24 protein-coding genes and 1 pseudogene are annotated in these 23,277 nt (G+C 44.1%); 18 read left to right on the plus strand and 7 right to left on the minus strand.

Going from position 1 to position 23,277, the window contains the following annotated elements; all coding sequences use genetic code 11:
• The first annotated feature begins 52 nt into the window (after nucleotides 1-52).
• Nucleotides 53-1,441, plus strand: coding sequence for a succinate-semialdehyde dehydrogenase (gene gabD, locus UJ203_RS16140; RefSeq protein ID WP_095714092.1), 1,389 nt, complete (start codon nucleotides 53-55; stop codon nucleotides 1,439-1,441).
• Between the two features lie 185 nt (nucleotides 1,442-1,626).
• Here the strand turns inward: gabD and UJ203_RS16145 are convergent, their stop codons facing one another.
• From UJ203_RS16145 to UJ203_RS16155, 3 genes are all read right to left on the minus strand, one after another.
• Nucleotides 1,627-3,384 (minus strand): ABC transporter ATP-binding protein, encoded by a 1,758-nt coding sequence (locus tag UJ203_RS16145; RefSeq protein WP_305934612.1) that lies wholly within the window; start codon nucleotides 3,382-3,384, stop codon nucleotides 1,627-1,629.
• A gap of 318 nt (nucleotides 3,385-3,702) precedes the next feature.
• Complete coding sequence (locus tag UJ203_RS16150) at nucleotides 3,703-4,287, minus strand: hypothetical protein (protein WP_305934611.1); 585 nt, start codon at nucleotides 4,285-4,287, stop codon at nucleotides 3,703-3,705.
• Nucleotides 4,277-4,810, minus strand: a complete 534-nt coding sequence (locus UJ203_RS16155; protein ID WP_305934610.1) for a MauE/DoxX family redox-associated membrane protein — start codon at nucleotides 4,808-4,810, stop codon at nucleotides 4,277-4,279. Before UJ203_RS16155 ends, UJ203_RS16150 begins: the two co-directional genes overlap by 11 nt.
• Before the next feature lie 403 nt (nucleotides 4,811-5,213).
• On the opposite strand from UJ203_RS16155, the gene glcU reads away from it, so the two are divergent.
• Together glcU and gdh are read left to right on the plus strand one after the other, a co-directional pair.
• Nucleotides 5,214-6,077: a glucose uptake protein GlcU gene (glcU, locus tag UJ203_RS16160; RefSeq protein WP_024120228.1), complete on the plus strand. Its 864-nt coding sequence runs from the start codon at nucleotides 5,214-5,216 to the stop codon at nucleotides 6,075-6,077.
• Between the two features lie 18 nt (nucleotides 6,078-6,095).
• Complete coding sequence (gene gdh / locus UJ203_RS16165; RefSeq protein WP_105991496.1) at nucleotides 6,096-6,881, plus strand: glucose 1-dehydrogenase; 786 nt, start codon at nucleotides 6,096-6,098, stop codon at nucleotides 6,879-6,881.
• A gap of 42 nt (nucleotides 6,882-6,923) precedes the next feature.
• Here gdh and UJ203_RS16170 read toward each other — a convergent pair whose 3' ends face one another.
• The 3 genes from UJ203_RS16170 to UJ203_RS16180 are packed head-to-tail and all read right to left on the minus strand — an operon-like array spanning nucleotide 6,924 to nucleotide 9,790.
• A complete protein-coding gene (locus tag UJ203_RS16170) occupies nucleotides 6,924-7,544 on the minus strand; it encodes a YcnI family protein (protein ID WP_103671934.1) in 621 nt (206 codons plus the stop codon).
• 13 nt (nucleotides 7,545-7,557) lie between these two features.
• A complete protein-coding gene (locus tag UJ203_RS16175; RefSeq protein ID WP_322012366.1) occupies nucleotides 7,558-9,183 on the minus strand; it encodes a copper resistance CopC/CopD family protein in 1,626 nt (541 codons plus the stop codon).
• A gap of 34 nt (nucleotides 9,184-9,217) precedes the next feature.
• Nucleotides 9,218-9,790 carry a DeoR family transcriptional regulator gene (locus UJ203_RS16180; RefSeq protein WP_105955198.1) on the minus strand — a complete coding sequence of 191 codons (573 nt, stop codon included), beginning with the start codon at nucleotides 9,788-9,790 and terminating at the stop codon, nucleotides 9,218-9,220.
• A 162-nt stretch (nucleotides 9,791-9,952) separates the two neighbouring features.
• On the opposite strand from UJ203_RS16180, the gene UJ203_RS16185 reads away from it, so the two are divergent.
• The 7 genes and pseudogenes from UJ203_RS16185 to UJ203_RS16215 all read left to right on the plus strand — a co-directional run bounded on the left by UJ203_RS16185 (nucleotide 9,953) and on the right by UJ203_RS16215 (nucleotide 15,777).
• Nucleotides 9,953-10,306 carry a hypothetical protein gene (locus UJ203_RS16185; protein WP_105955197.1) on the plus strand — a complete coding sequence of 118 codons (354 nt, stop codon included), beginning with the start codon at nucleotides 9,953-9,955 and terminating at the stop codon, nucleotides 10,304-10,306.
• Between the two features lie 167 nt (nucleotides 10,307-10,473).
• Nucleotides 10,474-11,907, plus strand: a complete 1,434-nt coding sequence (locus UJ203_RS16190; RefSeq protein WP_024120234.1) for a PTS mannitol transporter subunit IICB — start codon at nucleotides 10,474-10,476, stop codon at nucleotides 11,905-11,907.
• A 24-nt stretch (nucleotides 11,908-11,931) separates the two neighbouring features.
• Complete coding sequence (locus UJ203_RS16195; protein ID WP_322012370.1) at nucleotides 11,932-12,363, plus strand: PTS sugar transporter subunit IIA; 432 nt, start codon at nucleotides 11,932-11,934, stop codon at nucleotides 12,361-12,363.
• Between the two features lies 1 nt (nucleotide 12,364).
• Nucleotides 12,365-13,486 carry a mannitol-1-phosphate 5-dehydrogenase gene (locus UJ203_RS16200; protein WP_322012372.1) on the plus strand — a complete coding sequence of 374 codons (1,122 nt, stop codon included), beginning with the start codon at nucleotides 12,365-12,367 and terminating at the stop codon, nucleotides 13,484-13,486.
• Nucleotides 13,487-13,576: 90 nt separating this feature from the next.
• Entirely contained in the window at nucleotides 13,577-14,641 is a 1,065-nt protein-coding gene (locus UJ203_RS16205; RefSeq protein WP_322012374.1) for a tartrate dehydrogenase, read from the plus strand.
• A gap of 124 nt (nucleotides 14,642-14,765) precedes the next feature.
• Nucleotides 14,766-15,326, plus strand: coding sequence for a signal peptidase I sipU (sipU, locus tag UJ203_RS16210; RefSeq protein WP_322012376.1), 561 nt, complete (start codon nucleotides 14,766-14,768; stop codon nucleotides 15,324-15,326).
• 57 nt (nucleotides 15,327-15,383) lie between these two features.
• A pseudogene (locus UJ203_RS16215) lies at nucleotides 15,384-15,777 on the plus strand (3-hydroxyacyl-ACP dehydratase FabZ family protein).
• Nucleotides 15,778-15,812: 35 nt separating this feature from the next.
• On the opposite strand, the gene UJ203_RS16220 reads toward UJ203_RS16215, so the two are convergent.
• A complete protein-coding gene (locus UJ203_RS16220) occupies nucleotides 15,813-15,977 on the minus strand; it encodes a hypothetical protein (RefSeq protein WP_024120240.1) in 165 nt (54 codons plus the stop codon).
• A 131-nt stretch (nucleotides 15,978-16,108) separates the two neighbouring features.
• Between UJ203_RS16220 and UJ203_RS16225 the strand changes: the two genes are divergently transcribed.
• The 8 genes from UJ203_RS16225 to UJ203_RS16260 all read left to right on the plus strand — a co-directional run bounded on the left by UJ203_RS16225 (nucleotide 16,109) and on the right by UJ203_RS16260 (nucleotide 23,112).
• On the plus strand, nucleotides 16,109-16,858 hold the full coding sequence (locus UJ203_RS16225; protein ID WP_024120241.1) for a Cof-type HAD-IIB family hydrolase: 750 nt from the start codon (nucleotides 16,109-16,111) through the stop codon (nucleotides 16,856-16,858).
• A gap of 205 nt (nucleotides 16,859-17,063) precedes the next feature.
• Nucleotides 17,064-17,831 (plus strand): 5-oxoprolinase subunit PpxA, encoded by a 768-nt coding sequence (pxpA, locus tag UJ203_RS16230; RefSeq protein ID WP_322012379.1) that lies wholly within the window; start codon nucleotides 17,064-17,066, stop codon nucleotides 17,829-17,831.
• A gap of 18 nt (nucleotides 17,832-17,849) precedes the next feature.
• Nucleotides 17,850-19,064 (plus strand): NRAMP family divalent metal transporter, encoded by a 1,215-nt coding sequence (locus tag UJ203_RS16235; protein ID WP_322012382.1) that lies wholly within the window; start codon nucleotides 17,850-17,852, stop codon nucleotides 19,062-19,064.
• A gap of 5 nt (nucleotides 19,065-19,069) precedes the next feature.
• Nucleotides 19,070-19,861 (plus strand): putative hydro-lyase, encoded by a 792-nt coding sequence (locus UJ203_RS16240; protein WP_313886318.1) that lies wholly within the window; start codon nucleotides 19,070-19,072, stop codon nucleotides 19,859-19,861.
• Between the two features lie 44 nt (nucleotides 19,862-19,905).
• Complete coding sequence (pxpB, locus tag UJ203_RS16245) at nucleotides 19,906-20,628, plus strand: 5-oxoprolinase subunit PxpB (protein ID WP_105955189.1); 723 nt, start codon at nucleotides 19,906-19,908, stop codon at nucleotides 20,626-20,628.
• A 2-nt stretch (nucleotides 20,629-20,630) separates the two neighbouring features.
• Entirely contained in the window at nucleotides 20,631-21,638 is a 1,008-nt protein-coding gene (locus UJ203_RS16250; RefSeq protein ID WP_105955233.1) for a biotin-dependent carboxyltransferase family protein, read from the plus strand.
• Nucleotides 21,639-21,654: 16 nt separating this feature from the next.
• The gene (locus UJ203_RS16255) at nucleotides 21,655-22,407 is read left to right on the plus strand and encodes an IclR family transcriptional regulator (protein ID WP_248337691.1); all 753 of its coding nucleotides are present in this window, start codon (nucleotides 21,655-21,657) and stop codon (nucleotides 22,405-22,407) included.
• 63 nt (nucleotides 22,408-22,470) lie between these two features.
• On the plus strand, nucleotides 22,471-23,112 hold the full coding sequence (locus UJ203_RS16260; protein WP_322012390.1) for a GDSL-type esterase/lipase family protein: 642 nt from the start codon (nucleotides 22,471-22,473) through the stop codon (nucleotides 23,110-23,112).
• The last annotated feature ends 165 nt before the right edge of the window (nucleotides 23,113-23,277 follow it).

The following is a 23,277-nucleotide window of genomic DNA, read 5'->3' on the forward strand; positions in this document are numbered from 1 at the left end:
ACGGGTCTGCTATCATTTTAAGTAAATCCAAGAATAGAAAGGAATGTTCAATATGCCAGATCAATTAACGGTCTACAACCCGGCTACAGGCGAGGCGATCAAAACGATTCCTCAGCAATCAGCCAAAGAAGTAGAAGAAGCCATTGAACGTTCACATCAAGCGTTTAAATCATGGTCTAAAACATCAGCGAACGAAAGAGCGTCTCTTTTGAAAAAGTGGTATGAGCTAATCGTTGAACATAAAGAAGAACTTGCAGATTTAATTACGAAGGAAAACGGAAAACCGTACCAGGAAGCTGTCGGAGAGGTGCTGTACGGCGCCGGTTATATCGAATGGTTCGCAGAGGAAGCGAAGCGTGTATACGGAAGAACCGTTCCGGCTCCGACAACCGGAAAACGAATTGTCGTGACGCGCCAGGCAGTCGGCCCAGTTGCCGCGATTACGCCTTGGAATTTCCCAAATGCGATGATTACACGTAAAGCGGCGCCTGCTCTTGCTGCCGGCTGTACGTTTATTATCAAGCCGGCGCCTGATACACCGCTGTCAGCCTATGAACTTGCACGCCTCGCATACGAAGCAGGTATTCCAAAAGACGTGCTTCAGGTTGTCATCGGTGATGGCGAGGAGATCGGAAATGTTTTTACAAGCAGTTCGAAAATCCGCAAAATCACCTTTACAGGATCAACACCTGTAGGGAAAATCCTGATGAAAAACAGCGCCGATACTGTGAAACACGTATCCATGGAGCTCGGCGGACATGCCCCGCTGATTGTGGATGAAGATGCAAACATTGATCTTGCTGTTGAACAGGCAATGGTGTCTAAATACCGAAACGCGGGTCAGACTTGCGTATGCGCCAACCGGCTCATCGTCCATGAATCCATCAAAGATGAATTTGCTGCGAAACTGAGCGAGCAAGTATCGAAGCTGAAGGTAGGAAATGGACTTGAGGAAGGCGTAAACGTCGGTCCGATTATCAACAAAAGGGGCTTTGAAAAAATCGTCAGCCAAATTGATGATGCGGTTGAAAAAGGAGCGAAGGTTGTCGCTGGGGGCACTTATGAACGAAACGATGATAAAGGCTGCTACTTTGTCAATCCGACAGTGCTCGCTGACGTCGATACGTCCATGAATATCATGCACGAGGAAACATTCGGCCCTGTTGCGCCAATCGTCACTTTTACAGATATTGATGAAGCAATTGAGCTTGCCAACGATACACCGTACGGCTTGGCTGCTTACTTCTTCACAGAAAATTACCGCCGCGGCATTTATATTTCCGAGAACCTTGAATACGGAATTATCGGCTGGAATGACGGAGGACCGTCTGCGGTTCAAGCTCCTTTCGGCGGAATGAAAGAAAGCGGAATCGGCCGTGAAGGCGGTTCAGAAGGTATCGAACCATACCTTGAAACAAAATATATGTCCATCGGTTTATAAATATTAAACTATAAAAATGTTATGAATGTGCGAATAAAAAGCGAAAACAAAAGCCTTTGTCGTAAAATCAAAGGCTTTTGTTTAATTAATTTTCATATTTGAATATAGAATAACGAGGTAAAAATAAAGACACGAGAAAATTATCTTTATTTAAACAATGCTTCTAAGACAACAGAAATTGATCGTCATAACTTAAGGTACCCATCTTGAGTTTGAGATGTATACAATTTATTGTAATATGAGCTTGATTTGATTAGCTCTTTATGTGATCCAATGTCAGTTATTTTACCATCTTTCATGACTATTACTTTGTCAACTAAAGTACATACATTTAAACGATGAGTTAGTATAATAATGGTTTTATCTTTGTCTTCTTTAAACAAATTCTTATAAATTTTATTTTCTGATATGGGGTCTATTGCAGATGTGGGTTCATCCATAACCATTAAATTAGAATCCCGATAATATAATCTAGCTAAAGCAACTTTTTGCCATTGTCCACCAGATAAATCAATCCCCTCTTCAAAAGAAGGATCAAGCACCGTTTTTAGTTTTAACGGTAATTTTTTTGCAAATTCATTAACTAAGCTTTTTTCTAAAGAATAAGTTAAATCAGGATCTCTTTTCCTCATATCCCCTAAATATATATTTTCCTCTAGAGAGTATGGATATTCTATAAAGTCCTGAGCTAACCAGCCTATTTGCTTTCGTATTGTGTCTTGATTATATTCTTGTATTTCTCTACTGTCATAATATATACTCCCATCATAATTATCATATAGCCCTATTAAACATTTAATTAAAGTCGTTTTGCCAGACCCATTAAACCCAACAACTGCAACTTTTTCTCCTTTAAATATTTCTAAATTGACATGTTTTAAAGAGTAGGATTCTGAGTTAGAGTATCTAAAACTTAAATCTTTTACACGAATACTATGTTCTAATTTATCGAAATTAATTTTCTTAGTGCCAGTCGGTTCTTCCTCTTCTTTATTTAATATATTGAAATATAGAGGAAGGTAAATTATAGTTTGATGCAAGTTTGTTAAAGAACCGACTATCTGATGAGAAAAGCCTTGGAATTGTGATATTGCTTGAATTAGCAACATAAATGTTCCAATGGGTATATTAGGCCAATTTGAAATAATGAAAATGATTAGAATAACCAATTGCAAAATTTGAGTACCAATCATTAAAATTTGAACTAGAAATTCCCGTTTATTGTTAAGCCTCCGTTCAGGATTTACTGCTTTCCAGTAATATTTACTCCACTTGTTTATTAAATAATCACCAACTTGAAACATTTTTATTTGAACAACTGATTCTCTGTTTTTTAACAGATCCCAAATTGTATCTTTTTTTCTTTTTATTTCACTGGTTTTATTCAAAATGGCTAGTTCTTCTTTATTATACAACCTTGACATAAGAAAATTAATGACGCTGATAATTACTAATAAAGTAACGATCGACCAGTGCAAATTCTTAAGGATTACAATTAATCCAGTTATGGATAAAATACCTTTAAATAGCTCTATAATATCAATTAATAAACGAGTCCCCATCAAAGGGATTATTTGGGATACTTGTAGGATATCATTATATATTGTGGAATTATCTAAAGTGGAAGTCTTAATCTTACCTACTTTATTAATTAATTTTAATTCAAAATGGTACGTAAATTTGTAATCTAAATTATTTTCGATGATGCTATTGATCAAAGAAAGTATCTGAATGCTAATATATAAGAATGCTTGAAAAATCAATAACCAGATAATTTTTGAAAAATCAGTTGATTTTGAAATGTTATTGCCTATCTCCTCAGTCACTGTAAGTGAATAGATAGGGAGTATAGAAAGCATAACAGAGAACAAAAGGAGAATAATCAAACTGAGTTTTGATATATGAGTATAAATTTTAATGACTTTAAAAACGTTTCTAAACATTTTTTAACCTCTTTAAACAAAAGTTTCATGGTTTATTAATTCTAATTAATATTTATCAATGTGGCATTTTTACTGATTAAATAAATAAAAAAAGAAAGACTTTAAAAGTCTTTCTTTTTTTATTATGCTTTGACGCAAGGTTTGGCTGAACATTTAGGAGAAGCAACAATTACTGATTCCCCTTTTTTGCAACCCCAAACTTCAGTATAACGGTAATATGAAGAACCTACTAGATGGTTACATTTTGAGAAGTTATAAACACATCTATTTTTTGTTTTACATGCCATTGTATTCACCCCCTTTCAGTTGAAAATGAACTCACAATTTATTCCAAGTTGCTAAATCACGTAAGACATCAATATTCCCATGATACGTACCTAACGATCGACCTTCATAATCGATAGCCATAATTAATGGAAATTGATTGAATTTCAACTGTTCAAGAGTATCAACACAGCTAATATAGTGAGTTATTTCTGGCAATTCTTCTAGTGCACTAAAATGTTTATTTCTATCTATATCAGGAATAACATTAGCTTCTGGAGGCATAAATGATAATATAACTATATTTTCATTTATGTTTTTCAAGTTATAAATAGAAAGATCTTCTAGCAGCTTTTGACATTCACCACAGCCAACTGCAGTTAATAACAGAAAGCTACCTTGTAAGGTGTTTGAAGGAATGACAGTTTCTTTGTGATTTACAGGATTAATAATTGTAAATTCAGGAAGAATATCTCCTTTTTTAATTCCTTGATCCGCTACCTCTTGAAGTTCTATTTTTTTCTTGAGTGATAACCCAGTTTCACTTTTTTGTAGTAGATTAGTAATCTTCCACATGAGATACAAAATTATAATTAATAAAAGCATTATTATAAGATTAAAAATTAATTCAATCTGCATTTAAATCCCACTTTTCATTTAATAAATTATGGATGTTACGAGCAATAATAAGACCTGTAAATAAAAAAACGATTCCTAGCTCTAGAAAGATGAAATTGTATACATTTACTGTATTTGTTCCGGTGGGAATAATAAGTATAGCGAAAGATAAGAGCATTAAGCTTAAATTTCTGAGAATGGTTTTTCTTCCAATGAAATTGCTCCCAAGAACTCCTCCACAACTACATTTTATAATATTTTTTTTCTTTAAATTAAATGAAATTAATATTGTAAATACTAATAGTAAAATTGATAGTCCAAGTGCCCCAATCCATTTCGTTGATTGAAAAAATAATAAAAATGATAAAATCAACTCTGCTGTAATGACAAATATAGAGGAAGTTAAAATTACTCGTGGGTTATTAATCTTAGTAAAGGAAAATACAGTCTTTTTAAAATCTGAGAACTTCATTATCTTTGAAAAACTCGTACTTATAAATATATTTGCCAAGAGTAAACGAAAAACTAAGGAGATACTTATCATTCTATAACAAGCCTCTTTTCAAAAAATTTGACTCTTATATATATTAATCCTTAAACAATATTCAATAAGATATATTTTACAGGAATTCAATATGTGAAAATGGTAACTATTTCATCCAAAAGATATAATAACATTTGGCGTATAAATTTACAATATATTTCATTATTTTTATGTAAATAAGCTTGAATAATGAATTATTGGTTAGTCTCACTTTAAGTTATATTGGGATTTGTTGCTAACTCTTAGTTCTTTCCAGTGTAGCTATATATTTATTATTTAATTGTTTTTGAAAAATTTTCATTCAATTGTTAAAGATCGTTAAGAAATTTGTTTCCTTATGGATAATCTCGTCAATTCCAGCCAAAATAACAGCAAATACATTTTGAAAGAAGGTTCCCCAACAATGGATTTATTTTTGGCTCTTCTCCCGGCTTTGTTTTGGGGGAGCATTGTTCTCTTCAATGTTAAATTAGGCGGCGGGCCGTACAGCCAAACACTGGGAACGACGATCGGGGCGTTAATTGTTTCTATCGTTATTTATTTGTTTGTCCAACCCGTCTTGTCCATGCGCATTTTTATCGTTGGAATTATATCAGGCTTATTTTGGTCACTTGGGCAGAGCAACCAGCTCAAAAGCATTCAGTTAATGGGTGTGTCCAAAACGATGCCGATTTCCACAGGGATGCAGCTTGTTTCCACCTCACTGTTCGGCGTCATTGTTTTCCGAGAGTGGTCAACACCGATTTCGATTACACTTGGAGTCCTCGCTCTTATCTTTATTATTGTCGGTATCGTTCTCACGTCATTAGAAGATAAGAAAGACAAAAAAGATGGAGAGCCGAGCAACTTAAAAAAGGGCATTTTAATCCTTCTGGTCTCGACATTGGGTTATTTGATTTATGTCGTTGTCGCAAGATTATTTAATGTATCTGGATGGTCCGCCCTGTTGCCGCAGGCGATCGGGATGGTCATTGGAGGGGTCATTTTAACCTATAAGCACAAGCCCTTTAATAAGTATGCCATCCGAAATATTCTCCCGGGCTTAATCTGGGCAGGGGGAAATATGTTTTTGTTTATTTCTCAGCCGAAAGTCGGCGTTGCCACAAGCTTTTCTCTCTCTCAAATGGGAATTGTCATCTCGACACTTGGCGGTATTTTCATCCTGCGTGAAAAGAAATCAAAACGCCAGCTGATTGCGATTGCGATCGGGATTGCACTGATTATTGCGGCTGCCGTATTTTTAGGAATCGCCAAAACGAATTCATAACAGTTAAGGAGGATGAATATGTATCCGGATTTAAAAGGAAAAGTCGTCGCTATCACAGGAGCTGCTTCAGGATTAGGAAAGGCAATGGCCATTCGCTTCGGCAAGGAGCAGGCGAAAGTGGTCATCAACTATTACAGTAATAAACAGGATCCAAACGAGGTAAAAGAAGAGGTCATCAAGGCGGGCGGTGAAGCCATTGTCGTCCAAGGAGACGTAACGAAAGAGGAAGATGTGAAAAACATCGTTCAAACAGCGATTAAAGAGTTCGGCACACTCGATATTATGATTAATAATGCAGGTCTTGAAAATCCCGTGCCGTCTCATGAAATGCCGCTCAAGGATTGGGAAAAAGTCATCAGCACGAACTTAACGGGCGCCTTTTTAGGAAGCCGTGAAGCGATTAAATATTTTGTTGAAAACAATATAAAAGGAAATGTCATTAATATGTCGAGCGTACATGAAGTGATTCCGTGGCCATTATTTGTTCACTATGCGGCAAGTAAAGGCGGAATCAAGCTGATGACAGAAACATTGGCGCTGGAATATGCGCCGAAAGGCATTCGTGTCAACAATATCGGGCCAGGCGCGATCAACACGCCGATCAATGCTGAAAAATTTGCTGATCCTAAGCAGAGAGCAGATGTAGAAAGCATGATTCCGATGGGATATATCGGTGAACCGGAGGAAATTGCGGCAGTGGCAGCCTGGCTTGCTTCGAAGGAAGCCAGCTACGTCACAGGCATTACGTTATTCGCGGACGGCGGTATGACACAATACCCTTCCTTCCAGGCAGGACGCGGATAAATCAAAAAAAGCGACCCAGAACTCATCTGGATCGCTTTTTGTTTAGTCGCGCTTTTTCTTTACAAGAGCTGCAACAGATAAAATAATGGCTGCCGCAGACAGCACAATCGCTGTGATATCAAGAGCCGATGAACCTGAGTCTGCAGAAGCAGAATCATCTTTCGTTTGAGTGGCGCCATGCTCATCTGTTACTTCTTTGGCTGCGGTGATTTTTGTGATGGCATGAGGCGTATCCGCATCTTCATCGCCTGTCCATTCAACAATGCTGCCGTCTTTGTAATATTGATAAGCATCCCAAGCGGCTTCCTCTGCTTTATCAGGGTTTTTGGCAACAAAGGTAAACTGCTGGAACTGGCCTTCCTGAATGCCCCCGTCAGTGGCTTCCCACGTCACGGACACTGATTTGTCGTCGTGTTTGGCAGTAGACACCTTCCAGCCCGGAACCGGTTCGTATTGCTGGAACTCCACATTCTTTGGCATTTTTAAAACAACCTTTGTTGTCGGCTGGTTTTTTTCGGAAGGAACCTTCATTGTGTAGGTCTCCCATGAGCCTGCGGCGGATTCAGCCGGTTTTACAGACACGTGCGCGCTGGCAGGGGCCGTAAAGAATAAAAGAGAGCCGATAACAGCTGGACATAGTGTGAATGCGATTTTTTTCAACAACTCAAACACTCCTTTAATTTGTCTTTGTAAACATGATATTGATTTCGTTAAAGTCGCCGGTCAGTCCGTGGACTTTGATCTTCCAGTTTCCCTTTTCATTAATGGACAGGTTTTCAGTCTGGAAGATGCCATCTGTTTTTTCCTTTAATTGAAACGTGCTTTTGTTTTTATTGCCTGACAGTCCCGTTTTATAAACGGTCAAGGTGATTTGCTGAATGTTTTTTACTGGGTCTCCGCTATGATCGGTCACCCTGAGTTCAAATTCGTTTTTGCCGGGCTGGTTCGGGCTGATGCTGAGAGAAACACTTTGCCCGTTTTCAATCGCTTTGGTTTGATAAAACGGTTCCGGTGCAGGCTCAGGCGGACTTGGCAGACTTGTAAATATGGCAGCTGTGATCAGGACGGCGATGCCGATTGCCCATTCCGCTTTTAGCGTGCGGGTGATTTTGGACCCCTGCCGTTTTCTGGTGAGCAGAAAATGAATACCGCCCAGAATCAGCATCAAAACAAACAGTCCGCTTTTGACTAACAAGGCTTGGCCATACGCCGTATGGAACAGTGAATCCATTGACCGAATGATGAAAAATCCATTGAGCAAGCCCGAGAACAAAATGACACCGACTGCTGTGAGCGCCCATGGAGAGAACCGTTTCACCGTCTCCCAAGCAAGCGTTTTGTCCGGCTGTCTCCACTCCTGTGACAGCAGTAAAACGATGGCCGCTATTCCGCCGATCCAGATGGAGGCGGCCGATAAATGAAGGAAATCCATCAGGATACCGACTGTCTTTTCTTCAACAACAGCGGCATGTCCGGTAAACGCTTTGGCAAGCAGGAGACCGAAAAAGAAAATAAGCGGCGCCGTCCAATAGGCGAAGGACGCAAAACGCTTTTTGCGTAACACTGGGATGGCAGACAGGACAAGCAGTACATACAGCACGGCCTGAATCATCCAAATTGTGCCTCCCGCGGTTTCAAACAGCGTCTCCTTCATGTACCCCGGCTGAAAGGCATTGCCCCAGCCGCCGCCTGCATTCGCTTTTGTCTGTATCGGAAGCTGAAGCAGGAGCGCCAGCCCCAGCACAGTGACTGAGATGACAAGCAAACGCTTCGTCCGTTTGGCGAGTTTTTTTCCGTCCCCTTTATACCAGAAGAGATGGAAGAAAACGGTCCCGATAAACAGAGAAAAGGCTGCATACAGAATGGCGCGGTCTGCTGCTGTTCCCGGATTCAGGGCTGAGCCTGATGTTTTCTGGCTGCTGAACCCTCCATCCGCTTTTCCGATGCTGAACGGGATGACGCCGGAAACAGGGTGCCCGTCTGCCGAAACGGCATTCCATTCCGCTCTGTACACGTCATGAGGCAGATTCTTTTTCAGCTTCACGGTCATGATGTGATTGTTGTCTTTTTTGATTTCTGTTTTGTCCGTATCCACCCGGTCGCCGTCTGAATTATAGACTTTAATGTAGTGAAAGCCCTCTTCAACCGGTTCATTAAATTCAATTTCCACCTGTGCGGGAGCGCTTTTTAATTCACTGTTTTCTCCGGGCGAAGATTTGACAATATAGGCGTGAGCAAAGCTTGTTTTCGGCAGGAAAACAAGAAAAAGCAGAAGTATGATCCACCATCTGTTTCGTTGCATTACTCAGACACCACCTTCCGCTAATTATATTGTGTTATTTCTTGGTGCAGGTGCAGTGCTTTTTTCTGTCTCTCAGCATGTCTTCCAGCGCTTGATCGAAGGTGCGGACGGCTCCGCCAAAGCCTTTTTGAAAACGTTCAGCATGGTCAAGAGTCGCAAACGGTATGGCCTGCGGCTGGCAGCAGTGCAGATTTAATTCAGCGTTTACAACAAAATAAGCCGAAGCGGCACTGACCGTAGTTTGTAACAGAAAGTCTTTGCAAATCAAATGAGAAACCTCTTCCGTTTTATCTGCATACCGCAAAAACGCGCAATGTGCGCAGCACAGCTGTTCAATGTCTTGTGTCACCGTGATCAGCTGGACCGAATAAGCGTGATTGGCCGGCTTTAGGCAATAGCTGCACGTGTGATCAGCCTGAAGCGCACGGGCTGGGAGCGTGATGCCGCCGGCCGTTTTTATCACCTGGTTTGATTGGACAAGCTGATTGACATCTCTGTATACTGTCATTTCTGACACACCGAACCGTTGACTGATATCAGAAATTCTGAGCGCGCCTTCTTTTTTCAGCCACTCAAGTATGTGCTGCTGTCTATTAATCGGAAGCATTCATACATCCCCTTCATTAAGATCTTCTTAAGCGTAGAGGATTTCAAAGACCGAGACAAGTATGCTGATGATAAAAAATGTGAAAATGTGTTGAACAGTAACAAAACGAAACAGAATGGTCTCTGGTATAATGGACATATGAATGGAGAGTGAAAATACCATATGAAAGAAACAGTATGCCCGAACTGCGGCAAACCTTTGACAGGCGACATGGTCAGATCGTCAAATGTCCCGTGCCAATTTCGCTGCGGACACTGCCGGGAACGGCTTTACGAATATAAAGTATCAGCTCCGATTATGATTGTGTCTTTGGCACTCATTGTGCTGCTTATTTATCTTTTGATGCTCCTTCGCAATGCGGCAGGCTCAATGGTTCCGGCCGTTCAGCATGTGCCGATGGCTGTTTTTGCGCTTGTGTGCGCCTATCCTGTATTTATTGTGAGTGAACGGATGATCGCGAAGTATGTGATTCAAAACGGCAAGATTATTTATAGAGGAAAGAGAAAAGGCTCCTAAAACAGGAGCCTTTTTATTTTTAAAAAATTGTCACACCCATGTGCCAAAGTCCTCTTTACTTTCAATTGTGCACACACTGTAAGCGTTTTAATATAGAGTCAAAGGGAAGCATCATTCTCTGACATTATCATTCTTTTAGCGACAAACAAAACAGGGAGGGTTTATATATGCAGCAAGAACAGCAGCAAGGCGGCATGAAAGTGAAAGTTCAGCGCTTTGGCAGTTATTTGAGCGGAATGATCATGCCGAATATCGGCGCGTTTATCGCGTGGGGCATCATTACCGCTTTGTTTATTCCGGCGGGATGGTTTCCGAATGAGCAGCTGAATACGCTGGTCAGCCCGATGATTACGTATTTACTGCCGCTTTTGATAGCGTATACAGGCGGAAAAATGATTTACGACCACCGCGGCGGAGTCGTCGGTGCGACGGCGGCAATCGGGGTAATTGTCGGATCGGATATTCCGATGTTTCTAGGCGCGATGATAATGGGGCCGCTGGGCGGATATCTCATTAAGCAAACTGATAAATTATTCAAGGACAAAGTAAAGCAAGGCTTTGAGATGCTGATTAACAACTTTACGGCAGGAATTGTCGGCGCGGCTTTAACGATTCTCGCGTTTTATGCGATCGGCCCAGTCGTTCTGACGTTAAATAAATTACTGGCAGCCGGTGTAGAGGTCATTGTACACGCTAACCTGCTGCCTGTTGCAAGCGTTTTCGTGGAACCGGCGAAGGTCTTGTTCCTAAATAACGCGATCAACCACGGTATCTTAAGCCCGATTGGAATCGAGCAGGCAGCCAATACCGGAAAGTCAATTCTGTTTTTAGTAGAAGCAAACCCTGGACCGGGGCTCGGCATTTTGCTCGCGTATATGTTCTTTGGAAAAGGATCTTCAAAATCAACGGCTCCTGGAGCGGCAATCATTCATTTCTTCGGGGGGATTCACGAAATTTACTTCCCGTACATTTTAATGAAGCCGGCATTGATTCTGGCCGCGATTGCAGGCGGAGCAAGCGGGCTCCTAACGTTCTCTATCTTTAACGCCGGTCTAGTTGCAGCATCGTCACCAGGCAGCATTATCGCATTGATGGCCATGACGCCAAGAGGCGGATACTTCGGAGTGCTGGCAGGCGTATTGGTCGCTGCAGCCGTTTCGTTCATCGTATCAGCAGTGATCCTGAAATCTTCAAAAGCAAGCGAAGAAGATCTCGCAGCGGCAACAGAAAAAATGCAGTCCATGAAGGGGAAGAAAAGCCAAGCTGCCGCTGCTTTAGAGGCAGAACAAGCAAAAGCTGAGGAAGCGTCTGAACTGTCTCCTGAAAGCGTCAATAAAATTATTTTCGCATGTGACGCCGGAATGGGCTCGAGCGCGATGGGGGCTTCGATTTTAAGAAACAAAGTCAAAAAAGCTGACCTGGATATCAGCGTGACCAACACGGCGATTAACAATCTGCCGAGCGATGCGGATATTGTCATTACCCACAAAGACTTAACAGATCGAGCAAAGGCAAAGCTGCCAAATGCGACGCACATATCAGTGGAGAACTTCTTAAACAGTCCGAAATATGACGAGCTTATTGAAAAGCTAAAAAAGTAATCTCATAGAAAGAGAGTGATACTCATGCAAGTACTCGCAAAAGAAAACATCAAACTCAATCAAACGGTTGCAACAAAAGAAGAAGCGATCAGATTGGCGGGCCAAACGCTGATTGACAACGGCTACGTGACAGACGATTATATTGAAAAAATGTTTGAACGGGAAGAAACATCATCTACCTTTATGGGGAATTTTATTGCCATCCCCCACGGCACAGAAGATGCCAAAAGCGAAGTGCTTCACTCAGGGATTTCAATCATTCAAATTCCTGACGGAGTAGAGTATGGAGAAGGAAACACAGCCAAAGTCGTATTCGGCATTGCCGGAAAAAATAACGAGCATTTAGACATTTTGTCTAACATCGCCATCATCTGCTCAGAAGAAGAAAACATTGAACGCCTGATTTCTGCGAAAAGCGAAGAAGATTTGATCGCGATTTTCAACGAGGTGAACTAGCATGATTGCCTTACATTTCGGTGCGGGAAATATCGGGAGGGGCTTTATCGGTGCGCTGCTTCACCACTCCGGCTATGAAGTGGTGTTTGCGGATGTAAATGACACGATGGTCGGCCGCCTTAATGATAAACGGGCATACACTGTTGAACTCGCAGAAGAAGGACGTTCGTCAGAGGTGATCGGCCCGGTCAGCGCCATCAACAGCGGCAGCCAGCCGGAGGAGCTGTATCGGCTGATCAATGAGGCGGCGCTCATCACGACGGCTGTCGGCCCGAATGTATTAAAGCTGATTGCACCGTCTATCGCAGAAGGCTTAAGACGAAGAAGCTCTGCCGACACACTGAATATCATTGCCTGTGAAAATATGATTGGCGGAAGCAGCTTCTTAAAAAAAGAAGTATACAGCCACTTAACAGAGGCGGAGGAGGAGGCTGTCGGCAACACTGTCGGATTCCCAAATTCCGCGGTTGACCGGATCGTGCCGATTCAGCATCATGAAGATCCGCTCAAAGTGTCGGTTGAGCCGTTCTTTGAATGGGTCATCGACGAATCAGGCTTTATAGGGGAAACACCGGCAATAAAAGGGGCGCTGTTTGTTGATGATTTAACGCCGTACATCGAACGAAAGCTGTTTACCGTTAATACGGGCCATGCTGTAACGGCCTATGTCGGCTATCAGCGCGGATTAAAAACGATAAAAGAAGCGATCGATCATCCGGAAATCCGCCGTGTTGTTCACTCAGCGCTGCTTGAAACCGGTGATTATCTCATCAAAACGTATCATTTTAAGCAATCAGAACACGAGCAATATATTAAAAAAATCATCGGCCGCTTTGAAAATGAATTTATCACCGACGATGTGACCCGTGTGGCGAGATCGCCGCTCAGAAAGCTTGGAGAAAATGACAGGCTTGTAGGTCCGGCGAAGAAAATCAAAGAGCCGAATGCGCTGGCTGAAGGCATTGCTGCGGCACTGCGATTCGACTTTGCCGGTGATCCGGAAGCGGTCGAGCTGCAAGCGCTGATCGCGGAAAAAGGATACAGCGGAGTGCTTCACGAGGTGTGCGGTATTCCGTCTCATGAACCGCTGCATGCCATCATTTTAAAAAAACTGAATCAATAACCGGACCCGTGACTATACGTCACGGGCTTTTTTTACCATCTCGCAATCTAGTATAATAGAAAACGCTTACGATAACAGGGGGGGAGGAGAATGGCGATGAAACAATTCGAGATTGCGGCAATACCGGGAGACGGAGTAGGAAAAGAAGTTGTAGCCGCTGCTGAGAAAGTGCTTCACACAGCAGCTGAGGTTCACGGAGGGTTGTCATTCTCATTTACGTCATTTCCATGGAGCTGTGACTATTACATGGAGCACGGCGAAATGATGCCTGAGAACGGAATACATACGCTTACTCAATTTGAAGCGGTTTTCTTGGGAGCGATCGGAAATCCGAAACTGGTTCCCGACCATATTTCGTTATGGGGGCTGCTGCTGAAGATCCGGAGAGAGCTTGAGCTTTCTATTAATATGAGACCGGCCAAACAAATGGCCGGCATCACGTCGCCGCTGCGGCATCCGAACGATTTTGATCTAGTGGTGATTCGCGAGAACAGTGAAGGTGAATACAGTGAAGTCGGCGGACGCATTCACAGGGGTGACGATGAAATCGCCATCCAAAATGCCGTGTTTACGAGAAAAGCAACAGAACGTGTCATGCGTTTTGCCTTCGAATTGGCGAAAAAACGGAGCGGCCATGTAACAAGCGCAACAAAGTCCAACGGAATTTATCACGCGATGCCGTTTTGGGATGAAGTCTTTCAGCAGACTGCTGCTGATTACAGCGAGATTGAAACGTCATCCCAGCATATTGATGCGTTGGCCGCTTTTTTTGTGACGCGTCCGGAAACGTTTGATGTCATTGTGGCGAGCAACCTGTTCGGTGATATTTTAACCGACATCAGCTCGAGCCTGATGGGAAGCATTGGCATTGCGCCGTCTGCGAACATTAACCCGTCCGGCAAGTACCCATCCATGTTCGAACCGGTTCATGGCTCAGCTCCGGATATTGCCGGCAAAGGTCTTGCCAACCCAATCGGCCAGATTTGGACAGCGAAGCTGATGCTTGACCATTTCGGAGAGGAAGAACTGGGGGCAAAGATCCTCAATGTGATGGAACGAGTCACGGCTGACGGCATTAAAACACGCGACATTGGCGGACAAAGCACGACGGAAGAGGTCACTGACGAAATTTGTGTGCGTTTAAGAAACTTATAAACATGCAGGCCGGGACGAATGGTTGCCCCGGCCGTTTACACAAATTTCAACAGATCACTAACCAAGAAGATCCAAATGTTGTATAATGACATGGAATTCTTAGGAAAGTATCAGGTGGAAGAAGTTGAACGCAAAAACGATCACATTAAAGAAAAAATCAAAAACCAAATGGATTGTACTCAGTACTGCATGTATTCTAGCTTTCATTTTCATGATCAGAATGGCGTTTTATATGCCCTATCTCGTTGAAGGTTCATCAATGGCTCCGACGCTAAAAGACTCAGAACGAATGTTGGTTGACAAAGCAGCCAAATATACAGGCGGGTTTCATAGAGGCGACATCATCGTGATTCATGACGAAAAGAGCGGCCGTTCATTTATAAAACGGTTAATCGGTTTGCCTGGCGACTCAATTATCATGAAGGATGATCAGCTATACATAAACGGTAAGAAAATCGACGAACCGTATCTAAAGGAACATAAACAAGAAATGCAAGCGTCAGGGGAAAATCTCACGAGTGATTTTGAAGCTGATGTTCCTGCCGGCAAATATTTTGTAATGGGAGATAACCGTCTCAATTCGGTGGACAGCAGAAACGGAATGGGGATGCCTTCTGATGAAGATATCATTGGTACGGAGTCTCTTGTCTTTTATCCGTTCAGTGAGATAAGAGTAGCAAAATGAATACATACGCAAAAAAGAGATAATGCTTGATGAAATGAAAGAAAGGGTGGAGGAATGATGAAACCATATATGCTGCCTCACCGCTACCCATTTTTATTGATTGACGGCGTGACGGAAAGTGAGCCCGGCAAGCATGCGGCTGCTTATAAGCTGGTCAGTGAGAACGACTGGTTTTATCACTGACACGCAAACAGAAATGCCGTTTTCACTTGTGATTGAAGCACTTGCGCAAACCGCGGCTTTTACAGGAATTACAGATGAGAACAGCTTGGGCTTATTGTCTTCCGTGAAGAAAGCGGAAAAGCTGGGCGCGGCCATACCCGGCGACCGGCTTGATCTTACGTTTGAAGTCACGCGTAACCGGCGCGGGTTTGTGTTTGGACATGCCAAGGCGTCAGTGGGCGGGCAGCCTGTTGCTGAAGCTGAAATCGGCATCTATATTGAAAAATGAAAAAAACCCTTCACTACGATTTGTGAGGGGTTCTATTATTTCGTATCGTAATCCCGTTCGCTTTGTGAGTCATCTCGTTGCTGCCGCTTTTGTTTTTCATCATTCATGTTTTCCTTCAGCTCTTCATTCGGTATCGGATCGGTCAAGTCATTATGTTCGGGGTTTTCATTAGGGCGGTTCTGCTGTTTTCTCTCTTTCATGTTTTATCACCTCACCATTTGTTTTCCTCTAATGTCTCCACTTGAAACATGTGAAATGGCTGTTTTGTTCCGCTGGGTATAATGTATTAGAATAGAACCAGAACAACTAAAAGATAAAGAGAGGTACATATATGTCTGTTCAAAGAGAAGATGTGAATATCAAGCTGATTGCTATTGATATGGACGGAACACTGCTGAATGACGAGCAGCTGATTTCAGACGAAAACCGCAACGCGATTCGTGAAGCGGAGGATAAAGGCGTTTACGTGGTCATCAGTACGGGCCGGACGCTGATGACGTGCCGGGAGCTGGCTGAGTCGCTGAAGCTGTCGTCTTTTTTAATCACGGCTAACGGAAGTGAAATCTGGGACTCGAATTTTAATTTAGTGGAACGCAAGCTGCTCCACACGGATCACATCAAAATGATGTGGGATTTGCGAAATAAGCACAACACTAATTTCTGGGCTTCAACTGTTAACAAAGTGTGGAGAGGCGAGTTCCCGGAAAACATCACTGATCATGAATGGCTTAAATTCGGATTTGACATAGAAGATGACGACATCCGAAACGAAGTGCTGGCGGAGCTCAGAAAAAATAAAGAGCTCGAAATCACAAACTCAAGCCCGACAAACATCGAGGTCAACGCGCTCGGCATCAACAAAGCCGCAGCCCTTGCGAAGGTTTCTGAAAAACTCGGCTTTACGATGGAAAATGTCATGGCGATGGGCGACAGCCTGAATGATATCGCGATGATCAAAGAAGCCGGGCTGGGCGTAGCGATGGGCAATGCCCAAGACGTCGTGAAGGAAACGGCTGATTGGATCACTGATACAAATATAGAAGATGGCGTCGCTAAAGCGATACGCCATTGGGTACTATAAGAAAAGAGTCCTGAGATAAGGACTCTTTTCTTTTTTTATCAGGGAGATTTTCTTCTAGGACCATGGTAGGTTTTCTAACAAAGTTATTTCACAAACTGATATGATTGAATATAATGAAATAAAGTTCAAAAATTCGGAATAGTCGTTCCGAATTTCGGAACAATAAAATACATAAAGCAATCGTTTGCTTGGCAGGAGGGATTCTGTGTTTCAAGTTGATTTAAATTGTGATTTAGGGGAAAGCTTCGGAGCCTATACGATAGGTCTTGATCAAGATATTTTAGCGTTTGTCACTTCAGCGAATGTCGCATGCGGATTTCATGCAGGGGATCCAAGTGTCATGCGGAAAACAGTTGCCCTTGCTGCTGAAAAAGGCGTAAAAATCGGCGCTCACCCGGGACTCCCGGATTTGCTCGGCTTCGGCCGCCGAAATATAGCGATTTCTCCAGAGGAAGCATATGATCTTGTGGTTTATCAAATTGGCGCCTTGTCAGGATTTTTAAAAGCGGAAGGACTTCACATGCAGCACGTCAAGCCGCACGGCGCTTTGTACAATATGGCCGCAGTCGATCAGAAGCTATCGGACGCCATTGCAAAAGCTGTCTACAAGGTCGATCCAGGACTGATTCTTTTCGGTCTTGCTGAGAGCGAGCTTGTAAAAGCAGGAGAACGGATCGGGCTTCAAACAGCAAGTGAAGTGTTCGCCGACAGAACATACCAAGCGGACGGCACGCTGACACCGCGTTCTCAGCCGGACGCACTCATTGAAAGCGATGATGCCGCCGTCACTCAGGTGATCAAAATGGTGAAAGAAGGGACGGTCAAATCTCAGCAAGGACATGATGTGTCATTAAAAGCAGATACAGTTTGCATTCATGGAGACGGTGCCCACGCGCTGACATTTGCGCAAAAAATCAGAAAAGAGCTCAAAGCGGCCGGAATCGAAGTGACTGCTATTTCAGCGCAGAAGTAATCAGAAGGAGGAAAATAGATGGAGCAGCAGAAAAAAACAGCAGGGAAAAAAACGGGCAGCTGGTCATTGCTGATGGGGGCCGCCTTCTTAATGGCGACATCAGCAATCGGCCCGGGATTCCTGACACAAACCGCAACATTCACAAACACACTCGCAGCAAGCTTCGGTTTTGTTATTTTCATTTCTATTATTTTGGATATCTTCGCTCAAACCAACGTATGGCGCATCATTGCGGTCTCAGGAAAAAGGGGCCAGGAGATTGCGAATATGGTGCTTCCCGGACTGGGATATTTTATTGCAATTCTCGTCGTGCTTGGAGGACTTGCCTTTAATATCGGGAATATCGGAGGGGCTGGGCTCGGACTTCAAGTCTTGTTCGGCATTACACCAGAAACAGGCGCCTTAATCAGTGCCGTCATCGCGATTCTGATTTTTGTCATCAAGGAAGCAGGAAAAGCGATGGACCGTTTTACGCAAATCGCGGGTTTTGTCATGATTATTTTAACTGTCTTTGTTGCTGTCACCACAGCGCCGCCGGTCGGACAGGCTGTGGCTAACACGTTTGTCCCTGAACATATCAGTATATTTGCAATAGTCACATTAGTCGGCGGAACCGTCGGGGGATATATCACATTTGCCGGCGGACATCGTTTGCTTGATGCAGGGATTAAAGGCAAGGAATCCATCCCCCAGGTGACAAAAAGCTCAGTTATCGGCATTTTAATTACATCCATCATGCGGATCGCCCTTTTCTTAGCTGTGCTCGGCGTTGTTTCAAAAGGCCTGCACATTGACGAAAGCAACCCGGCGGCCTCTGTGTTCCAGCTGGCAGCGGGAAATGTCGGTTATAAAATCTTCGGATTGATCATGTGGTCAGCGGCCATTACGTCTGTTATCGGGGCCGCTTATACATCTGTTTCATTTTTTAAAACCTTTTCTCCAAAAATTGAAAAGAATTCACGCGGCATTATTATCGGATTTATTGTCGTTTCTACATTAGCCTTCGTCACCATCGGCCAGCCGGCGAAAATTCTCGTGCTTGTCGGATCTCTGAACGGTTTGATTCTGCCGATTGCGCTTGGAACGCTGCTTATTGCCGCATATAAGAAAAACATTGTCGGTGATTATAAGCATCCGCTTTGGCTGACAGGCTCAGGTGCACTGGTTGTCATCGTCATGGCGATTATGGGCGTCTACACGTTATTTACACAACTACCTCAATTGTGGGGCTGATAAGAGTGGATCATTTAAACAAGATGGCGCCAAGAGATGTGCGCGCGTTTATACGAGAGGGGAAAATAAACGGCCCGACCGCCGGAATGTCCGGCGGCTATGCTCAAGCGAACCTTGTGATTTTGAAAAAAGATCTGGCATTTGACTTTCTGCTGTTTTGCCAGCGGAATCCAAAACCCTGTCCGGTGCTGGATGTGACGGAATCCGGTTCGCCTGTGCCGTCGCTTGCAGCGCCCGATGCGGATATCAGAACGGATTTTCCAAAATACCGTGTATACAGGCACGGTGTTTTGACAGATGAGGTATCTGATATTACGCCATACTGGGAGGACGATTTTGTCGGCTTTCTGATCGGATGCAGTTTCTCTTTTGAACAAGCGCTGATCAATAATGGAATACCCGTCAGGCATATCGACGAGGGGACGAACGTTCCAATGTACAAAACGAATATAGATTGTGTTCCGGCGGGGCCGTTTCATGGACAGTTGGTTGTCAGTATGAGACCGGTTCCTGAACGGCTCGCTGTACGCGCCGCACAGGTGACCTCGCGTTTTCCGGCTGTGCACGGAGGACCGATTCATATCGGCAATCCAAAAGCGATCGGCATACAGGATTTGAGCAATCCAGATTTCGGAGATGCCGTTTCTGTTCGTGAAGGCGAGGTTCCTCTATTTTGGGCATGCGGGGTAACTCCGCAAGCTGTGGCTATGAATGTAAAACCTGAAATGGTCATCACACATGCGCCGGGGCATATGCTCATCACAGATATTCGAGACGAGTCGCTTGCGGTGCTGTAACCTCTCGTCCTCCTGATGAACGAGAAATAAACGAGGTGAGAAAGATGACTGAACGATTACAAATCGAACAGCTCGGTGATTCTGCAATGATGATCCGATTTGGAGAAGAAATAAGCGAGCAAGTAAACGGTCTTGTCCATGCCGCTGCCGCTTATATAGAAGAACAGCCGTTTCCGGGATTCATTGAATGTATCCCGGCTTTTACGAGTCTTACCGTATTTTATGATATGTATGAAGTGTATAAGCATTTGCCTCAAGGCATCAGCTCGCCTTTTGAGAAGGTGAAACGCGATGTTCATGAGCGGCTCGGAGAATTAACGGCTGATTATGAAAGCAGCCGCCGCGTCGTTGAAATTCCCGTCTGCTATGGCGGTGATTTCGGGCCTGATTTAGAAGAGGTGGCGAAGATCAATCATCTCACACCCGAAGAAGTCATTGAGATTCATACAGGCGGCGAATATGTGGTGTATATGCTGGGCTTTGCACCGGGGTTTCCTTTCCTAGGCGGGATGTCCAAACGCATTGCAGCTCCAAGGAAATCATCGCCAAGACCATCGATTCCTGCCGGTTCAGTCGGAATTGCGGGACTGCAAACAGGCGTTTATCCGATTTCGACACCGGGCGGCTGGCAGCTGATCGGCAAAACGCCGCTGGCTCTATTCCGGCCGCAGGAAAACCCGCCAACGTTATTAAGAGCAGGAGATATTGTTACATTTGTCCGCATCTCAGAGGATGACTATCACGCCTATAAGGAGGAGTCCAATTGAGCATGAAAGTGTTAAAGCCCGGACTGCTCACAACGGTTCAGGATATAGGCAGAACGGGGTATCAAAAATACGGCGTGCTGGCAAGCGGCGCCATGGACACGGTGTCGCTTCGAATTGCCAATCTGCTGATCGGAAACAGCGAAAAAGAAGCCGGTCTTGAAATTACGCTGATGGGTCCCGGCCCGTCGCTTTATGTGTCAGAACCAATGCTGATTGCCGTAACAGGAGCGGACTTTACCCTGCGTGTGAATGATGAGGAAGCGCCTCTTTGGAAACCTGTGCTCGTTAAGGGAAACAGCACGGTCACCTTCGGCCCCTGCAAACTCGGCAGCCGCGCTTATTTGGCGACAGCCGGCGGCTTCAATGTTCCTGCTGTGATGGAAAGCAAAAGCACGTATGTCAGAGCGGGCATCGGCGGATTTCGCGGAAGAGCGCTTCAGAAGGAAGATGAACTGCCGATCGGAGAGATGTCATCTCTTTCGAAAACCATCGTCTCCCGCTTGAGCCAACACCTTGGCCAGCGAGGGTTTGCGGCGCCGAACTGGTCAGTCAGCCGATACAGATTTCTGCCGTTAAAAAAGAATCCGGTGATCCGAGTGCTGGAAGGAAAACAATTCTCTTTTTTCACAGAAGAATCGCAAACGCGGTTTTACGAAGAAACGTTTCGTGTCACTCCGCAGTCCGATCGTATGGGCTACAGGCTCAAAGGGGAACCGCTTGAATTGAAGGCGCCGCTTGAGATGGTGTCAGAGGCGGTTACATTTGGAACAGTTCAGGTGCCGCCTGACGGCAATCCGATTATCCTGCTTGCAGACCGGCAGACGACGGGAGGTTATCCGAGGATCGCTCACATCATTTCAGCTGATCTTCCGATTGCCTCGCAAATCATGCCGGGTGAGCACGTCCAATTTGAGCCTGTATCCCTTCAGGAAGCGGAAGCGCTTTTCATTGAACGGGAAGCGCATCTAAAAGAACTGAAAACAAGAATGAAAATGGAATGGCTGACATAACAAAGGGGATGGAATGATGCAGAATAAAAACAAAACCGTAGTGAAATCTATGGCGCTGCTCAATTTGTTTTTGCATGAACCAAGCCTGACTTTAAGCGAACTCGTTTCCCTGTCAGGAATGCCGAAAACCTCTGTTCACCGAATGGTCAGCTCACTGGAAGAAATGGGGTTCCTCAATCGAGACCCATCCGGCGTTTATACGCTTGGACTGGTGTTTTTGGAATTCGGACAGCTTGTCGCGGACAGACTCGATATCAGAAAAATAGCCAAGCCTGTGATGGAAGAGCTTTGCCGTGAAGTAGATGAAGCCGTTCATTTGATCATGAGGGACGGAAATGAAGCGATCTACGTGGAGAAGATTGAAGGGACACAGACCGTTCGCCTGTACACTGCAATCGGCCGGCGTTCTCCTCTGTATGCCGGGGCATGTGCCCGGAGCATTTTGTCCTTTCTGCCCCGTGAAGAAATTGAAGCGTACATCAAACAGACAGAGCTCATTCCGATCGGTTCAGGGACCATTACAGATCCGTCAAAGCTTCTTGAGGCGATTGAGACCTCGGTGCAAAACGGCTATACCGTCAGCTATTCAGAACTCGAAAACTATACGGCCGCTATTGGCGCGCCGATTTTTAACCATCATCACCAGGTGGCGGCCGGCATCAGTATTGCAGGGTTTGAAGCGAGATTTACAGAAGACAGGCTGCCGTATTTAACGGAAAGGGTAAAACAAGCCGCTTTGCAGATTTCCAGAAAAATAGGGTATCCATAAGTAGCCGATCTTTTCTCTGCTGCGTACATTAACGTATCGACGTTCATGAGTGGAGGAAAGATCATGGTGCTTCAGTATACAGCGCTCGGAGATTCTTTAACGACGGGGAGAGGCTCTGGGCTGTTTTCTGCAGGATTTGTCCAGCGCTTCAGAGACATGATGGCAGCCGATCTGAAATCAAAAACAGCCGTATCGGTTTTCGCCAAATCCGGTCTTGATACAGAGGAAATCCTCAGGCTCCTGTCATATCCCTATGTTCAAAAACAAATTCAAGCCGCTGATATGATTACGATCACAGGGTGCGGAAATGATCTCATTGAATCTGTATTATCCTATCAATCTTCTCAGGATGAAACGATTTTCAGCCGTGCGTCCGCGCATTGTCATGAGAATTTTGAAAAGATGATTGCCCAAATCGCCAATATCAAAGGGTCAGATCCATCACCTTACGCCATCCGTGTTTTTAATTTATACAACCCGTTTCCCAGCATTGGCATTGCTGATCAATGGATTACTTCATTTAATTCGCATTTGAAAACGCTGGCAACAGCACCTCATGTTAAAATCGCTGATGTTTACAGTGTCTTTAAAGGGAAAGAGCAGGAGTACCTGTCTTTCGACGGTGTCCATCCGAATAGCAATGGCTATCAGGCAATGGCCGAAGTGCTCCGAGGAATAGGTTATCGAGAATTATCAGTTTCATAGAAAACGCGCCTGATCACTGGCGCGTTTTTTATATGAATTCAAATATTAAAAGAAACTTAAATTTCCCCGTCTCATGTTCTATATACAAAAAAAGTGCGCTAGAATAATGGAGGGCAAAGGCAAATATAGGCATAACGCTCAATATTTCGTATATAAGGAAGGATG

This window comes from Bacillus sp. V26, from assembly GCF_034296245.1.
GTDB classification, from domain to species: domain Bacteria; phylum Bacillota; class Bacilli; order Bacillales; family Bacillaceae; genus Bacillus; species Bacillus halotolerans.

Bases quoted from the DNA above. Each gene is read 5' to 3' on its own strand.
- UJ203_RS16225 (WP_024120241.1), top strand. From the start codon at position 16,109: ATGTCTGTTCAAAGAGAAGATGTGAATATCAAGCTGATTGCTATTGAT.
- pxpB (WP_105955189.1), top strand. From the start codon at position 19,906: ATGACTGAACGATTACAAATCGAACAGCTCGGTGATTCTGCAATGATG.
- UJ203_RS16145 (WP_305934612.1), bottom strand. From the start codon at position 3,384: ATGTTTAGAAACGTTTTTAAAGTCATTAAAATTTATACTCATATATCA.
- UJ203_RS16195 (WP_322012370.1), top strand. From the start codon at position 11,932: ATGCAAGTACTCGCAAAAGAAAACATCAAACTCAATCAAACGGTTGCA.
- UJ203_RS16190 (WP_024120234.1), top strand. From the start codon at position 10,474: ATGCAGCAAGAACAGCAGCAAGGCGGCATGAAAGTGAAAGTTCAGCGC.
- UJ203_RS16235 (WP_322012382.1), top strand. From the start codon at position 17,850: ATGGAGCAGCAGAAAAAAACAGCAGGGAAAAAAACGGGCAGCTGGTCA.
- UJ203_RS16255 (WP_248337691.1), top strand. From the start codon at position 21,655: ATGCAGAATAAAAACAAAACCGTAGTGAAATCTATGGCGCTGCTCAAT.
- UJ203_RS16250 (WP_105955233.1), top strand. From the start codon at position 20,631: ATGAAAGTGTTAAAGCCCGGACTGCTCACAACGGTTCAGGATATAGGC.
- UJ203_RS16175 (WP_322012366.1), bottom strand. From the start codon at position 9,183: ATGCAACGAAACAGATGGTGGATCATACTTCTGCTTTTTCTTGTTTTC.
- UJ203_RS16205 (WP_322012374.1), top strand. From the start codon at position 13,577: ATGGCGATGAAACAATTCGAGATTGCGGCAATACCGGGAGACGGAGTA.
- UJ203_RS16200 (WP_322012372.1), top strand. From the start codon at position 12,365: ATGATTGCCTTACATTTCGGTGCGGGAAATATCGGGAGGGGCTTTATC.
- UJ203_RS16150 (WP_305934611.1), bottom strand. From the start codon at position 4,287: ATGCAGATTGAATTAATTTTTAATCTTATAATAATGCTTTTATTAATT.
- UJ203_RS16260 (WP_322012390.1), top strand. From the start codon at position 22,471: ATGGTGCTTCAGTATACAGCGCTCGGAGATTCTTTAACGACGGGGAGA.
- UJ203_RS16185 (WP_105955197.1), top strand. From the start codon at position 9,953: ATGAAAGAAACAGTATGCCCGAACTGCGGCAAACCTTTGACAGGCGAC.
- UJ203_RS16180 (WP_105955198.1), bottom strand. From the start codon at position 9,790: ATGCTTCCGATTAATAGACAGCAGCACATACTTGAGTGGCTGAAAAAA.
- UJ203_RS16220 (WP_024120240.1), bottom strand. From the start codon at position 15,977: ATGAAAGAGAGAAAACAGCAGAACCGCCCTAATGAAAACCCCGAACAT.
- UJ203_RS16155 (WP_305934610.1), bottom strand. From the start codon at position 4,810: ATGATAAGTATCTCCTTAGTTTTTCGTTTACTCTTGGCAAATATATTT.
- glcU (WP_024120228.1), top strand. From the start codon at position 5,214: ATGGATTTATTTTTGGCTCTTCTCCCGGCTTTGTTTTGGGGGAGCATT.
- gabD (WP_095714092.1), top strand. From the start codon at position 53: ATGCCAGATCAATTAACGGTCTACAACCCGGCTACAGGCGAGGCGATC.
- gdh (WP_105991496.1), top strand. From the start codon at position 6,096: ATGTATCCGGATTTAAAAGGAAAAGTCGTCGCTATCACAGGAGCTGCT.